The sequence below is a fragment of the Myxococcales bacterium genome (assembly GCA_022563535.1).
Taxonomy (GTDB): domain Bacteria; phylum Myxococcota_A; class UBA9160; order UBA9160; family UBA4427; genus DUBZ01.
The window spans coordinates 1-14,414 of the sequence record JADFNE010000084.1; the positions used below are offsets into that span (position 1 = coordinate 1).

The following is a 14,414-nucleotide window of genomic DNA, read 5'->3' on the forward strand; positions in this document are numbered from 1 at the left end:
ACGCGGTTCTCAAAGGGGCTATGGGACGACGTACCGCGAGTGCGCAAGCGAACCTCGATTTCGGCCTGATGGTCTTCCTGCTGGGTCCGAACGTAGAGACGATCGCGCCGCAGCGAACTCTTCCAGTGCACCCGGCGCAGGGAATCACCTGGTTCCCACTCGCGCAGCCCAGTGATGTCACTCCCCCCAGTTCGATTCTGGGCGGACGCCTCTGAACTCGATTCTTCTCCGGAACTCGGTGACGCACTGTGCATGGGCTCGATCGCGGGAAATACGAGGGCACTGTCGGGGGCGTGTATGGTGCGTGACTTCAGAAACAGACCGAACGGAAACCGGGTAGAGACGCGAACGCTATGAAATCGAAGCTCTCCCCTTTGCTCTGGATGCAGTGCATAACTGCGCGATTCCGTGCACTCGGGGCCCACGCGCAGCGCGAAGACCCGACCGACCCCCAAGAGATCGCGATCTGAAACAAGGCGCCATTCGTCTAGATCCTCAGCGCTGTTCAATTGAGGAGATAAGCAGCGGTCTTCGACGACGATGGCAAACGCCGAAACTTTCCGCTGGGAGTTTCGCACTTCGAGTCGCACCGGATTGTCGATGCCGGCGTAGATTTCTCGGGGCAGGGTGCGACGAATTTCGATCCCCCGAAGCGCCGACTCCGACAGCAGGCCCGAAAGGGTGAGGAAGGCCAGCAAAAGAGACAGCACCAGATAGAGCAGATTGTTGCCCGTGTTGAGCGCGGCGAATCCGACGCCGAGATTGATCAGCAGGAACATCCAGCCCGCGCGAGTCGGGCGCAATTGGCGCGGCGCTCGCCCGAGCAGGCGAATGCGCTTCTTCCACTGCTCGAATTTGGTTCTGGACATGCGTCGGGTTCCTAGAGTGGTACCGGAACTCGATCGAGAATTTCGCGCAGGATCCAGGTCGGTTCCTCATCTCCCGGGCGCACGCCTCCGCGCAGTGACGCCCACATCCGATGGGAGAGCACGCACACTGCGAGTTCGCGCACATCCTCGGGAATGCAGTAGTCGCGCCCATCGATCATGGCGCGACTCTGCGCGGCCCGGCGCAGGGCGAGAGCACCTCGGGGCGAAACGCCGAGGTCGAGCGCTTCGTGTCGTCGGGTTTGTTCGACGATCTCCAACAAGTAGGAGACGAGGTCGTCGGTAAACTTCACCTGACTGGCGAGATGCTGCATCGCGCGAAGTTCGTCGAGCGTAACGACTGGACGCAAACCGGGCAGGGTATTCGCTGCGGGGTCCTCGCGGAGAACTTCGGCTTCGAATTCGGGGGACGGGTAACCGATTTCGATTCGCATCAGAAATCGATCCATCTGAGATTCCGGCAAGTGATGGGTTCCGTAGTGTTCGAGGGGGTTCTGGGTAGCGACCACAAAGTAGGGATCTGGCAGCGAATGGGTCGTGCCGTCGACGCTCACCGTCTGTTCACTCATCGCCTCGAGCAAAGCAGATTGACACTTTGGATTGGCTCGGTTGATCTCGTCTGCGAGCACTACATTTGCGAACAGTGGGCCCGGTTGGAAGCGAAAACGTTGGCTAGCTCTGCCGTCTGCAAACTCCGGAACCGAGATGCCGGTGAGATCGCTGGGCAAGAGGTCGCTGGTGAACTGCACGCGATGAAAATCCGCATCGATGGAGCAGGCGGTCGCTCGTGCCAGCGTCGTCTTGCCCACGCCGGGGACATCTTCGATCAATAGATGTCCCCGCGCGAGGACGCAGATGACGGTTTGCATCACCACTTCGGGTTTTCCCCGCAGCGCAGATTCGATGTTCTCGAGCATACCTTTCGCGAGCTGCGAGGCTCGGTCGAGCGAGATGGCATCGCCGGTGTTGTTCATGATGGTGTTCATGATCCCCATTTCGAGCGGCACACCGGGTTCGAGACGTCGGCGCAAATGGTATGAGAAACGGTTGAGGTTCCTTCATCGGGTTCTCATCGCGCTCGCATGAGGGCCGTCTCCCTCAACGGGCCGAAGCTTGCCGGCGCACGGAGGCGCAGCGGGGCGATCCAACTCTGCTACGGAGCAAAGAAAGTCGAGCGCGGGTCGTCGACCTCGGCAACAAGGCGAAGTCGTGCGATGAAGCGGACGAGATCGCCATCCAGCTGCGCGAGGACTGCGAGGTGGCGGGGCGTGTCGGATACGTAGGTTCCCTGAATGGCCAGGCACGCGTCGTTGATCCGAGCTCGTTCGGCAAATTGGCTGGCACTGCGAGATTGGAGAGCGAGGGCCGCGAGGGTTTTGCGTCCGGCAGTCTCGAGCTTGTCGCGTTGCAGCTGGCGCTCGCGTTCAGGCATCTCGGTCGCGTAGAGTTGCGCGACGTCGTCTCGCAGAGACATCAAGGTCTTTGCGATCAATCGGTCATCGCTCACTCGGACGCGCGGGTCTACGCTGTTTGCGTCCGCGTTTGTATCTGCATGGGCTCCCAGTCCAGACCGCATGTCTCGCGAATAGAAGAGCACGACCGCCTCTTCACCGATGAAGTTGGCGACGCCTTCGTTGAAATCGGGTTGGCTCTTCAAAAACACGTTGGCGTGTACCAGTTCGTGGATCACCGTTTCGACCAGGCGTTCTGGAGTCGTGTTCAGCATCGGCGAGGTCAACGGATCGTCGAACCAGCCCAGGGTCGAGTACGCGCTTATGGCGCCGAGGCAGACGTCCATTCCCAGTCCGCGCAACCGCTCCGCTTCGCGCTCCGCCAGTTCCCGGTCGAAGAAACCCTTGTACGGAACCGCTCCGACGATCGGAAAGCGAAAATTCGAGGCTTCGATGCTGCCGGGTTTGGTCGCAATTACGCTGGTGACGATTCGGTCGTGGGGCCACGGTACATAGCTCGTGTATTGCCCCTTTACTTCGAGCCCCAGCTCGGCGGCGAACTCGCGAGCCTGCTGCACCAACTGCAGTTTGGAACGGAGTTCTTCGTCGGTCTCGGGGTTGGCGAGCAGTTTGTCGACCGATTGACGTGCCAATAGAAGTTTGGTCTGTCCCACGGCGAGGTGCCCGTAGTAACAGCCGGTGCTATTCAGCTGCACAACTACGGAGAGGATCGACATGAGCAGCAGAGCAGAGGACTTCTTCTGTGTGCGATTTGTCGTGGAGATCGACTCATCCACGGGTGCGGCCGGAGCCGCAGAAGAAGAAAACTCGGCCCTGCAAACGACCGCCGATCGGATCGTCGCCGAGTGCTGGGGGGCAGGAGCTGCTGGTATGGAAGAGAGGTCGCGGTCGCAGGACATCTTGTTGCTCATTTATGCGGCGCACTCCTGTTTGCAGCAAGTCGTTTTCGCGGCGACGGCGGCTGGGGGGCGCATCGACGGCAAACCCGAACTCGTTTCGGAACGCAACTGGTCAGAAGCATGGAAGCAGGGACTCGAGGCGATCGAGATTTCCGAGCGGCTGGTCGTGCGTCCGTCCTTCGTTGCATTCGATTTGCGTCCCGGCCAATGTGAGATCGTAATCGACCCCGGGCAAGCCTTTGGGACTGGTGGGCATGCGTCGACGCGTTTGATTCTCGAATGGCTGGATGTCTTGTCCCCCGACCTCAGCGAACAGATCCGAGTGCTCGATGTGGGGACGGGCACAGGTGTGCTGGCGATGGCGGCACTTGCTCTCGGGGCTGGGCGGGCAGTGGGTTTCGATCTCGACTCGGTAGCTGTCATCGAGGCGGGCAAGTGGGCCGAGCGGAACGGATTCGCGGATCGTCTGTCGCTCTTCGTCGGGGGAATCGAGGCGCTGCAGGCACAACCGTTTGATCTCGTGGTCGCGAACCTTTTGCGCAGCGAGCTGTTTCCGATCATTCCGTTGCTGGCGGGATGTATAGACGAAAAGGGAACGGTGCTGCTCTCCGGACTGCTCGCGCAAGAGCAGGGGCGGGTAGAAGCCGCCATGGCGCCGTTTGGATTCAAAACCAAGGGAGCCCGATTCATGCGCGACGACACCCGGGACAACTCCACCGGCGACCACTGGGTGTCTCTGCTCATGGGACGAGCATAACGCGCGACGATCGCGCGAGCGCAGAATGTGGCGTTGCGCTTGCTCGAGTTGGATCGCTGACAAATTCGCGATAAATCGCCCAGTTCTGTCTGCTGCGCCCGATTTGCATCTCGCTTGCTTTAAGGCGGATCACGGTCGCATCGAGAGACATCCTCGCTTAGACTCCCGCCGTCCACGCACCCCCGTGGGTGTCGAGCCGCTCGGGAGCGTTCTCAGCGGCGGGGGAGGATGCGTGGTCGAGCAAGTTGTAGACATCAACCGATGCTCGTGCGAGAGCATTGATGGACACCGTCACGTTTTATCAGCTAGCGCCCGACGTAATGGTTGGGGCGGACACGATGGCCAACTTATGGGTCGCGAGCGCATCGATTTGGATGAAGGTCGTCCGCCTCTTTTGATCGCGGGGCGGGTGTTGAATGAGTTTTGCGCGCATGCGCGCGAGACTCAACCCGAAGAGTGTTGCGGTTTGATCACTGGCGACAGTGTACGACGCTTTCGCACGGTGTATCGCTGTCGCAATGAAATGACGCTCTATCACATGAAGGATCCGCAGCGGTATCCGCGAGACGGAAAGAAGGCGTTCTACATGAATGAATCCGATTACCTCAAGGCATTGGAGAATGCCGAGAGCAACGGAGAAACAGTCTCCGCGGTGTATCACTCCCATGTTGGCGCGGGTTCCTATTTTTCTGAGATGGACCAGGAGTTTGCAGAGCACGAGCTGTTCCCGTTTCCGGACGTGGCCCACGTCGTGATCGCCGTCTGGGATGGGCAGGTGAATCAACTCGGCGTGTTCGAACGCGACGGCGCCAGTGCACCCTTCACAGGTCGCAGCCTGGAGGCGGAACCCTCGTGAACGCTACCCCGATCGTACGTCGCGCGATGTTGAGCGCAATTGCCGCCGCTTTGGTTCTCGGATCGCTCGGCTGCGCGAGCAACACTATCGTGCGGGCCAGGTTGCCCGACGACATGATCGCCGTTCGAATGTGGGAGAGCGAAAATGCTCGTCGCCGCAAAGAAATGTTGACCGAAGCTGCGGGACAAAGGGGTAGCAGGCAGCAACCCGGTGTGATGGATCTGGGCAGCCTCACTTCCCAATGGAGGAGGTCGAGCAAGGATCCCGCAAATCGATATCCAGGTCGCTTGGCGTTGATCAATCCGAGAACACTCGAAGTGACGTATCCCGTTCAGGCTCCGTTGGGGGCTCGGCCGTTGTCCTGGTCCGCAGACCGAGAGCGCTTGATCTTCACGAGTAATCGCCAAAGCGATCGCTTTCAGATCTATGAACTCAATTTTGCGACCGGAGAAGTCAAAAACCTTGCGGGTGGGAGAGGTAACTATCTAGCCGCCGCGTATGCTCCGGACGAAGGTTTCGCCTACGGGGTCATTCAGCTCGACGTCAACGGCGAAGTAGAGACAAGTATTTACAAGAGCGAGCCGCGGATGCGGGATCGGCTGTTGGTGGAAGGGGCTGCGGTTCGCCACATCACCTACTCCCCGGATGGTCGCTACGTGGTATTCACTCCGCAGACGATCGAAGCCTTGGCTTCCAAACGAGGCGGGTTGCCGTACATGGTCGTTCAGGCGGTTGAATCCCGAGGCGACCACAAGAAACTCGCACCCGGGCTGCATCCGGTCTTCTCGCCAGATGGCAAGTGGATCGTCTACGCGGCGAGCCGTGGAGGTCATCTTCAGACTTATCGCGTGCGCGTAGACGGAAGCGGACGCACGCCCATGGGACCGGGGGTTCGAAACGAAGACACGCCAGCGATCTCGCCGGATGGGAAATTTGTCGCTTACGTGTCGGCTCACAATGGATTGAACCGTCTCTTTGTAAAGCGATTCGACGGAACCGGAGATCGCTTGCTCTACGACGGTGCCTCAGTGGAATGGCCGATCTGGTAGTGGCTCGGCCGGGGCGCGAGATGAGCTCGGAAGGAAATACGAAATCTAGAGAAGTCGACCGCGAATCTGCGCGACCTCGACATGAGATCAAGGAAGGAAGGAGAACGCACCATGTCAAATATTCAATCTGTGCCGATTCACGGCGGACTCGACGCACCGGTCAACCGGGTCGTGCCCCTGGGCCAACGCAATGACTTTCTGAAGGAGGCCGCGGAGCTTCCATTTGTCGTCGTGACCGCTGCCGATCTTTCCACGGTCTACCGAATTGCCGACGGCACCCTGTCGCCAATCGAAGGGCCGATGGGAAAAGAAGAGTGGCATCAGGTGCTCGACGAAGAGCGAATCATTCGCGGCGGAGAAAGCTATGCGTGGACGATTCCACTTTCGCTTCCGGTCAGCGATGAAGAAGCAAGTTCGATTGTTGCGGGCAAGGGCGTTGCGATTCGGGACGAACAGGGCAATGCGATAGCGATTGTCGATGACGCGGAGGTCTTCGACTATGACAAGGCCAAGTATGTAAAGAGCGTCTACGGCACAGAGCGAACGGACCATCCCGGTGGCCGGATGACCGAGAGCGATCCGCGTACGAAGCTGCTGGGCGGCAAGTTGCGGGCCCTCGCACAGCCAGTCAATCTCGAGTATGGCGAGTATATGCTCTCGCCCCTCCAGAGTCGGGCGTTGTTTGCCACGCGTCAGTATGAACGCGTGCTTGCTTTTCAGACCCGCAATCCCCTGCACCGCGCGCACGAATACGCGTTGGTATCCGGTGCCGAGGACTTGACCAAAGCCGGACACTTCACCGGAGTGGTCTTGAACCCGTTGATGGGCGAACTGAAGGGTGACGATGTTCCGGCCAGCATGCGCATGGAAACTTATCGCTCTCTACATGACGGCCGCTTGTTGGGTAAGGGCGACAAAGACGAGAGCATCTGGAAGGATGCAGGTTATGATATCTCCGAGGTGTTCGAGCTGATCGGACTCGACATCAAGATGTTCTACGGCGGTCCGAAAGAAGCCGTGATGCATTCGATCTACCGGCAAAATCTAGGTTTCACTGACATCGTCATCGGGCGCAAGCACGCGGATGCGCCGTTCGAGGACGGGGAGGCGATCTGGGGAGACTTCGATGCGCACCACATCTTCGATCAGCTGAAAGGCAAGTTGCACATCCAGCCCTGCAAGATTGGCTTTGCGGCATACTACGAGAGTCTCGGCCGAGTGGATTTGATGGAGCGACACAAGGGCGAGAAGCCCATTTCGGTGAGCGGAACCAAAATTCGCGAACAGCTGAAGGCGGGTGAGCGTCCAGATGATCGCATCATGCGTCCCGAAACCGCAGATCTGTTGATTCAAGCATATAAAGGGTAGGGAGTAGAGCGGTCGAGCAGATCGTGTGGATATATTATGAAGATTGGAATTCCCAGAGAGTCCAAGGACCGCGAATATCGAGTCGGGTTGGTGCCGGATGGTGCCAGCGTTCTGTGCCAGGCGGGCCATGAAGTGATCGTCGAGAGTTCCGCCGGCGTCGGCAGCGGATTTTCCGACGAGGACTACTCCCGAGTTGGCGCGCGCATCGTAGACTGCGAGGAAGCGTGGACGACCCCGGATATGGTCGTCAAGGTGAAGGAACCCGTGGGCAACGAGCCCAAGCTGCTCCAATCGGGCCAGACGCTGTTCACCTATCTGCATCTGGCGGCAGCGGAAGAACTCGCCCACTCGTTGCTCGAGGCCGATGTCTGCGCGATCGCCTACGAAACCCTGCAAGATGCACAGGGGGGCTTTCCCCTGCTGGCTCCCATGAGCGAAGTCGCGGGACGCCTGGCAGCGCAGATCGGAGCGCAGCTCCTGCTCAAGGACTGCGGCGGCAAGGGTTTGCTGCTCGGCGGAGTCCCCGGAGTGATGCGCGGCCGCGTCACGATTCTCGGCGCGGGCATCGTCGGGACCAATGCACTGCGAATCGCCCGTGCGCTCGGTGCCGAGGTCGATTTGATCGACATTGATCTGCGACGTCTGGCCGAGATCGAGGAGCAATATCAGGGGACCATCAATACCCTGGCTTCGACCCCCGGCAACATCGAGCGCTCGGTGCGCTCATGTGATCTCCTGATTGGAGCGGTGTATCTCCGCGGTCGGCGTGCGCCAACTCTAGTCAGTACAAAACTGGTTTCGGCGATGGAACCAGGTTCCGCAGTGGTCGACGTTGCGGTCGATCAAGGGGGTTGCATCGAAACGATTCACGCCACCACCCACTCGGATCCCACCTATCTCGTGGGCGATATCGTTCACTATGGGGTCGCGAACATGCCGGGCGCCGTTCCGCGCACATCGACTCTCGCCCTCACGAATGCGACGCTGCCGTTCATCGTGCAGATGGCAAATGAGGGCGTCGAAGCGTCGCTCCGCCGGGACGCTCAGTTGGCCACCGGAGTGAGTCTCTGGCGGGGCAACGTCGTCTGCGAAGGAGTCGCTGAAGCGCTCTCGCTTCCGAGCGTGCCGCTGTCGAAACTGCTCTAGCCTGGCAATCTGCAGACTGACCCTGCGACCGCCATGCGCGGTCGAGGTTCTTTGGCGGGTCGCTAGCCCAAGCGGATTCGTGCGACTTCTGCGGCCTCAATGAGTTCGTCTCGCGTCGAGCCGTCACCCGGGTAGACGGCGTAGCCGAAAGCCAGAGCGATTCGTACGGGGTCGTTGAGTTTTTCCAGCTTCGAGATTTCTTCGGCAACCGAACGCGCGAGTTCCGCCACACGTTGATCCGGCGAATGTCCGGGGTCGGGAAGCAGGATGGTAAAACGCGATGGTCCCGAGCGACCGAGAACGTCGAAGTCTCGCAACTTGCCCCGAAGCACATCCGCCACGCCCAGGATGACCCGGTGAACCTGGGACGCGCTGGCTGCGGATTCGATCTCCGCGAGGTTTTCAATTTCACACGTGGCAATTGCCAGCGCGCACTGACGGCCGTCGGCCCGCACGACTTCTTCGTGAATCCGTTTGCCGAGATATTCGGCGTTGGGCAGGCTGGTCTGTGGATCAAAATTTCGATGCTGCCGAGCGAGCGAATGAAACTGAGCGTTATCGACCGCGCGTTCGACGTAGGTGGCGAATCGCGTAAAGCTGGCTAGATCGTCGTCGTTGAAGTCGAGGGCGTAGAAGCGGTCCGGGGCGACCTTGTCGTAGACTGAAAGAATGCCGATGACTCGGCCTTCGCGTTTCAGCGGAGCACTCAGCAGCGAGCGAACGTCGGCGGTAGCGTCCGATGATTTCGTGTTGTGCGTGATGTCTTGCACGATGATTGGTGTACGTCGGCGTATGGTCTCCACCGTAACTTGTTTGTCGAATCGGAACAGCCGTTCCTGCTGACGACCGTCCGCCGGACCGAAGTAGGCGCGTATCACGTAGCGCAAGGTCTGTGGGTCTTGTAGCCGGAGCACCGCGTGTTCCGCGTCCATGATGATCGCGCTCGAAGACGTGGCCATGCGCGCGACTTCGTTCACATCGTCTGCCGAGACCATGCGCACCCCGGCTTCGTTTATCGCATTGGCGCGGGTTGCGCGTACGGCCATGCGCGCTTCGCGGTCCGCCTGGGCAATCCCCTCGGCCATGGCCGCGGCCATGTCGAGCAAAGTCTCTTCAGCTCCGCGTCCGCGCGGTGGAAGAGTGCCGACCTGAAGCGAAAGAATGCCGACCCTATCTTCTCCGGCGCAAAGCGGCAAGCAGATGTACGCCACCGAACCGTCGTCGTCGCGCAAAAATGTGGGTCTGCCCGATTGTGCCACTCGACCATCGACGCCCTGGCCCTTGACGATCCGGTACTCGCCGGCAAATCCTCCTCCGGTCAAGGAAGTCGCAGCCAGTGTGAGATTCTGGCTTCGTTCTTCGCGCAGGTACACGGTGGCGATGCCACCACCCACGTGCTCGGCAAATGTCTGACACAGCTCTTCGAGTCGCTCGAGGATCGGAGTCCGCGCGTTGAGCGTGTTCTGGATCTTGCGAACTGCGCGAAAGCGCGTCGCCTGGTCGCGCATGGACTCGTGTTCCTGGGCGCGGTCGATGATCTGGGCGTCCAGCACTGCGAGTTGTTCGAGGAAGTGGAGATCGTTTTCATCGAAGCTATTCGCGATCGAGCTGTGGTGCAGATTCAGTACTCCAAGGATCTGGCCCTTCACGATCAGCGGCACACAGATGGCGCTTTCGATATCTGCGCGTTCGCGGACGATGTCGAATTTGTTGGCGTCGGCCTTGCCCCGCAACAAGAGCGAACGCGCATCCGCCGCAACCCGCCCGGCGATCCCTTCGCCCAGGCGCACTCGAATCTTGGGCCACAGCTCTCGTTCGACGCCGTGGGCCACGCGGATTCGCAACTCCTGGTGTGAATCGTCGAATAACATCAGCGAGCCACCATCCGCACCGGTTGACCCCACCGCGATGTCGAGCATCCGCAGGAACAACTCGTCCGAATCGATCGCCAGATCGACCGATTCCACGATCTCACCCAGCGCCTGTAGCAACTCGGATTTGCGGTCCTGATTTACGACCCCATAGGCCCAGAGGAGTCTGGCGGTCAGTGGTTTCAGGATTTGCAGGTGTCCGTCGGCCGCGTCGGGGAACACGCTTGCAAAGCTCGGGCTGTTGCCCGAATCGACGACGGCGTCGAGGTCTCCGGGGCTCAGGAATGCGTTGAGGTCGTCGGTCAAGAGCGGCTTGATTTGTGCGGCGACTTCGGCGCCCACCTGATACGCGTCATTGAGGGCCGCTGCGGTGTCTGCGGCCCAATAGCGCACGATTTCGATATTCGGATTGGATTCGAGCAACTGCGCGAGTCGCAAGACTTCTTCGTTCACTCCGAATACACCAATTTTTTTGCGCATAGCCAGCTCTACAGGTTAGGAGTCGCCGTCCAGCAATGGATCGAGCTGAATGGTGAGTGCGAGGGTGACCGTCTCGCCCTCATTGTTGCCGAGCACGAGTGGAACGGAAATGCCTCGGTCGCCGACTCGGCTCGCTTCTCCAACGGAAACGATGCGAAAGTCGGCTCCGATGTGTGCGCCGCCCTCGGGCTTGTGCTGGTGGGAAACTGCATCCCACGGTTGATCGAGCATGGCCTGGGCGTCGCTGGCGACTGCGGCAACGGCATCGGCTTCGACGTCGTCTGCCGCTTCGGCGAGGATTGCGCTTTCCATCAAAGTGAGGACGCTGCCAGAGGTGATCGGCACGACCACGGGGCTCGGTTCGCTCGCCGGGCTGGGCTCGACCGTTTCTAGTGTCTGCGTATCCTGGCTGGGTTCGGGTTCGATGGCCCGGACAGATTCGACGGGCGGTGCAGGGGCGGGCTGCTCTGCATTGGGTAGCGCGTCCTCGCGTTTGCCCAGGAAGCGAATCACCTGTTTGGAGATCGTCGTCAGGGTCTTGAGGATGCCAGTGCCCGTCTTGGCCGAGGCTTCGTAAACAGCAGCGCCCTGGATCTGAATTTCGCGGTGGAGCCGCTCGATCACAAAGGGATCGACTAGATCGCACTTGTTGTATTGGATCACGAACGGCAGATCGTCCGGAGTGTGACCATAGTCGGAGAGGAATTCGAGCAACTCGTGCAGGCTCGCGATGTTCGCTTCGATGTACTCCGGGCGACTGTCTGCGACGAACACTGCACCGTCGACCCGGTCGAGCAATTGCTTGCGAGTCGGTGCTTGTTCGGCGGCACCGGGCACACCGATTATATGCAGGCGTGTCCGAACGCCATTCACCTGACCCAACTCGATCGGTAGCACCTCGTATTCGACCGTCGGGTCGATGCGGGTGGGTAGCTTGCGCAGATCTCCGCGATTATCCTGTTTGAGCTTGCTGTGAATCATCGCGAGGTTCGCAGAAATTCCAGCGCCGGGGATTCCCCAGTAGACGATGCGTGCGTTGATTTCATTCTGATCAGTCCGGATCTCTGCCACTAGATCTTCCCCTTTTTGGAGAGCAGGCGACGCGCTTGGGTTGAGATCACGGAGGATACATCTCTACTCCTCATCAGGGCCTTGAGATCCTTCTCCTGGATGTAATTCAGGAATTTCATGGCGGCAGAAGGTGGCGTTTTGGAGTTTCTCACGAGCCCGAGCTTGACCTGGTAGTGCTTGGTGAATTCTCGCTTCATCGAGATGATGCGCAGGATTTCCTCGGGTGAATTGCGGTTGTTCGCGATCGTGACAATTTCGTTGTCAGTGATCTTGGGGCTCATCATGACCGAGGTGTAGACGACCTTGTTACGGTCTCGGAGCAGCAGGTTGCGCGCCTCCTTGCCGCCGCTGCGCGCCAGCTTGATCTTCTGCATCACGGTCATTTTCTGGATCGCTGCAAACAGATTGCCGTCGACCTCTTCGTCGTCGACGTCTTCCCCGTCTTCTTTGCTCAGCTGTTTGGCGAGGTGGGCGTATTCTTCGCCTAGCAGCGCAGCCACGGCAGCCTCGGCGTCCTCGTCGCTGAGTTCGTCCGAGCTGTCGAAGGGGTCTAAGTCTGGCGAATCCTTATCCGGTCTGCTGATCCCGAGGAATTTCAAAATTCTTTCGATCGCGGCTCGACCGGTCAGGGTATTCTCGCCGAGGGCCTCTACGATGGCCTCACAGCGAAGCAGGCGCTCCTGGTTCTGGCTCACGATGTCTACAACGCGACGGTGCGGCAGAGTGGCCAGGTAGGCGACGGTGAGGTCGTTGGCGGCCGCGTTCAGCGCAATCAACTCGCAGGCGCCTTCGTCATCTCGCTTCAGCTTGGAGTAGAACGAGAGGATGGCGGGATGGGTCGGGCCGGACAGGACGGTGGTCAGTAGCGTCTCCGGAAGTTCTTCGAGGCTTTGCTGGGCGCGCTGCTTGACCTGATCGTCAGGATCGTGCAACAGGGCAAAGAGCACGCTCGTGAGTTCGATCGGCTGCAGGGGCAGGGCACCCCCCGCCGCCATACGTCGAACGGAAACCGGCGCATCGCGTCGTACGTACTTCTCTGCCTCGGAGCTCAGTTTGAGGCGAATTTTCTTGGGCTGCGGAGTTGGGTTGGCCACGTTGTTCTGCGAATTCTCCACGACCGTCGTGTGTTCAGCGAGTTCAATAGACCGCCGAATACACGAATAAAAACGAGGGGAATATCCCCCAATTCGATGAGCAAAACCCGTGCGCCAGCCGGATCGGGCCTACCCCCGTCTGCGTTTTCCTCGGCCGGTCGGAGGCCGAACTTTATCGCGATCTGGCCGCGCGTTTCGCCGAGACTTGCCTAGCTCCGGCGGCCTGGGGCCGCGCCAGCACGGTTCTTTTCGAAAAGGATTCTGAGACCTTCGAGGGTCAGAAACGGGACGACTTCTTCGATCGCCTCACTCTCGCTCGCGATGCGGCGCGCGAGCCCACCGGTCGCAATCACCCGCGCCGGGCCGTCGAGTTCGCCTCGGATCCGCTTCACCATGGCGTCGACCATCCCCGCGTAGCCGTACAGGAGCCCGGATTGCAGCGCGCCGGTCGTGGTCTTGCCGATCACGGTCTTGGGTCGAGCGATTTCCACCCGGTGGAGCTTGGATGCGCGGTCGAACAATGCCTCCATCGAGATGTGGATTCCCGGGCAAATCACGCCGCCGAGGTACTCGCCCGCTTTCGATACACAGTCAAAGGTCGTGGCCGTACCGAAGTCCACCGCGATAATCGGCCCCCCGTAGATCTCGAACGCCGCCACCGCGTTGACAATGCGGTCGGCCCCCACCTCTCGCGGGTTTTCGTAGCGCAGGGGCATGCCGGTCTTCATCCCGGGCCCCACAATCTGCGGCTCTCGATCAAACAGCTTGCTGCAAGTCCGCTCCCAAATCGGCACTGACGGCGGAACGACACTCGACATGATGATGTCGGTAATCTCGCTCCTGTCGCGCCCCTCTTGCTCAAAGAGCGACCGCAGGGTGATCGAAAGTTCGTCCGAAGTCTGCTCACGATGAGTGCTAATGCGCCAATGCTGGGCCAGCAGGCCGTTGGCCTCCCCGTCGCGGTAATCGAAGATACCCAAGCTGATGTTGGTGTTGCCGATATCGACCACAAGCAAGACTGTCTGAGGCACTTTTGAACTCCTGGCTGTCAGCTCCAAGAGGTTAGTTCAATTGGGCAGGATGTGCGTTATGGGGGTGGTGGGGGCATTGCGGGACTTGGGGGATGAGGCTTGGGGGCCTTGCTTTACTGGGCGCGTTGCCATTTGGGCGGATGAGGGGAAGGGTGGTTTCGGGAGTGGTAGCCGTTGATGGGCATTGCGGTGGCGCGGACAGGGGGTGAATGAAAGTTCACGAATTGTAGTTGTGTTTATTTTATTTATCTGACGCATTATTGGGTTGATAAGGGCGATGGTCCCTGCTATAGTCAAGGCATGGCAGTAATCAAGCAGCTCGAACTCGCTGACTATGTCTTGCAGAAGCGCATGACCTCTGGGCATGGCGGGCCGCGCGAAGGGGCTGGGGCCAAGCGGGTTGGGCGGGGCCAGGTGCCTCATCGACAACGAT

General features: G+C 59.8%; 13 protein-coding genes. 5 read left to right on the top strand and 8 right to left on the bottom strand.

From position 1 onward, the window contains the following. The 3 genes from IH881_17965 to IH881_17975 form a co-directional block, all read right to left on the bottom strand. Positions 1-869: DUF58 domain-containing protein (locus tag IH881_17965; protein ID MCH7869585.1), on the bottom strand; the 869-nt coding region annotated here is incomplete at its 3' end. 11 nt (positions 870-880) lie between these two features. Next, positions 881-1,873 carry a MoxR family ATPase gene (locus IH881_17970; GenBank protein MCH7869586.1) on the bottom strand — a complete coding sequence of 331 codons (993 nt, stop codon included), beginning with the start codon at positions 1,871-1,873 and terminating at the stop codon, positions 881-883. 167 nt (positions 1,874-2,040) lie between these two features. After that, the gene (locus IH881_17975; GenBank protein ID MCH7869587.1) at positions 2,041-3,054 is read right to left on the bottom strand and encodes an aminopeptidase; all 1,014 of its coding nucleotides are present in this window, start codon (positions 3,052-3,054) and stop codon (positions 2,041-2,043) included. A 19-nt stretch (positions 3,055-3,073) separates the two neighbouring features. Here IH881_17975 and IH881_17980 point away from each other — a divergent pair, with 19 nt between their 5' ends. Further along, complete coding sequence (locus tag IH881_17980) at positions 3,074-4,015, top strand: 50S ribosomal protein L11 methyltransferase (GenBank protein ID MCH7869588.1); 942 nt, start codon at positions 3,074-3,076, stop codon at positions 4,013-4,015. A 157-nt stretch (positions 4,016-4,172) separates the two neighbouring features. Here IH881_17980 and IH881_17985 read toward each other — a convergent pair whose 3' ends face one another. Further along, complete coding sequence (locus IH881_17985) at positions 4,173-4,310, bottom strand: hypothetical protein (protein ID MCH7869589.1); 138 nt, start codon at positions 4,308-4,310, stop codon at positions 4,173-4,175. Between the two features lie 54 nt (positions 4,311-4,364). On the opposite strand from IH881_17985, the gene IH881_17990 reads away from it, so the two are divergent. The 4 genes from IH881_17990 (at position 4,365) to ald (ending at position 8,434) form a co-directional block, all read left to right on the top strand. Continuing rightward, positions 4,365-4,871 carry a Mov34/MPN/PAD-1 family protein gene (locus IH881_17990; protein ID MCH7869590.1) on the top strand — a complete coding sequence of 169 codons (507 nt, stop codon included), beginning with the start codon at positions 4,365-4,367 and terminating at the stop codon, positions 4,869-4,871. Then, complete coding sequence (locus IH881_17995; GenBank protein ID MCH7869591.1) at positions 4,868-5,920, top strand: PD40 domain-containing protein; 1,053 nt, start codon at positions 4,868-4,870, stop codon at positions 5,918-5,920. The genes IH881_17990 and IH881_17995 overlap by 4 nt, the downstream gene beginning before the upstream one ends. Before the next feature lie 111 nt (positions 5,921-6,031). After that, positions 6,032-7,288, top strand: a complete 1,257-nt coding sequence (locus tag IH881_18000) for a sulfate adenylyltransferase (protein ID MCH7869592.1) — start codon at positions 6,032-6,034, stop codon at positions 7,286-7,288. A gap of 36 nt (positions 7,289-7,324) precedes the next feature. Continuing rightward, positions 7,325-8,434, top strand: a complete 1,110-nt coding sequence (gene ald / locus IH881_18005) for an alanine dehydrogenase (protein MCH7869593.1) — start codon at positions 7,325-7,327, stop codon at positions 8,432-8,434. Between the two features lie 62 nt (positions 8,435-8,496). On the opposite strand, the gene IH881_18010 is transcribed toward ald, so the two are convergent. The 4 genes from IH881_18010 to IH881_18025 all read right to left on the bottom strand — a co-directional run bounded on the left by IH881_18010 (position 8,497) and on the right by IH881_18025 (position 13,981). Beyond that, positions 8,497-10,785, bottom strand: a complete 2,289-nt coding sequence (locus IH881_18010) for a GAF domain-containing protein (GenBank protein ID MCH7869594.1) — start codon at positions 10,783-10,785, stop codon at positions 8,497-8,499. A gap of 15 nt (positions 10,786-10,800) precedes the next feature. After that, positions 10,801-11,856: a hypothetical protein gene (locus IH881_18015; GenBank protein ID MCH7869595.1), complete on the bottom strand. Its 1,056-nt coding sequence runs from the start codon at positions 11,854-11,856 to the stop codon at positions 10,801-10,803. Then, on the bottom strand, positions 11,856-12,950 hold the full coding sequence (locus IH881_18020; GenBank protein MCH7869596.1) for a hypothetical protein: 1,095 nt from the start codon (positions 12,948-12,950) through the stop codon (positions 11,856-11,858). Before IH881_18020 ends, IH881_18015 begins: the two co-directional genes overlap by 1 nt. A gap of 209 nt (positions 12,951-13,159) precedes the next feature. Beyond that, the gene (locus IH881_18025; protein ID MCH7869597.1) at positions 13,160-13,981 is read right to left on the bottom strand and encodes a type III pantothenate kinase; all 822 of its coding nucleotides are present in this window, start codon (positions 13,979-13,981) and stop codon (positions 13,160-13,162) included. Positions 13,982-14,414 lie beyond the last annotated feature (433 nt).

Coding starts and splice junctions, on each gene's coding strand:
- IH881_18010 (MCH7869594.1), bottom strand. CDS start 10,785: ATGCGCAAAAAAATTGGTGTATTCGGAGTGAACGAAGAAGTCTTGCGA.
- ald (MCH7869593.1), top strand. CDS start 7,325: ATGAAGATTGGAATTCCCAGAGAGTCCAAGGACCGCGAATATCGAGTC.
- IH881_18000 (MCH7869592.1), top strand. CDS start 6,032: ATGTCAAATATTCAATCTGTGCCGATTCACGGCGGACTCGACGCACCG.
- IH881_17970 (MCH7869586.1), bottom strand. CDS start 1,873: ATGAACACCATCATGAACAACACCGGCGATGCCATCTCGCTCGACCGA.
- IH881_17990 (MCH7869590.1), top strand. CDS start 4,365: ATGGGTCGCGAGCGCATCGATTTGGATGAAGGTCGTCCGCCTCTTTTG.
- IH881_17980 (MCH7869588.1), top strand. CDS start 3,074: ATGAGCAGCAGAGCAGAGGACTTCTTCTGTGTGCGATTTGTCGTGGAG.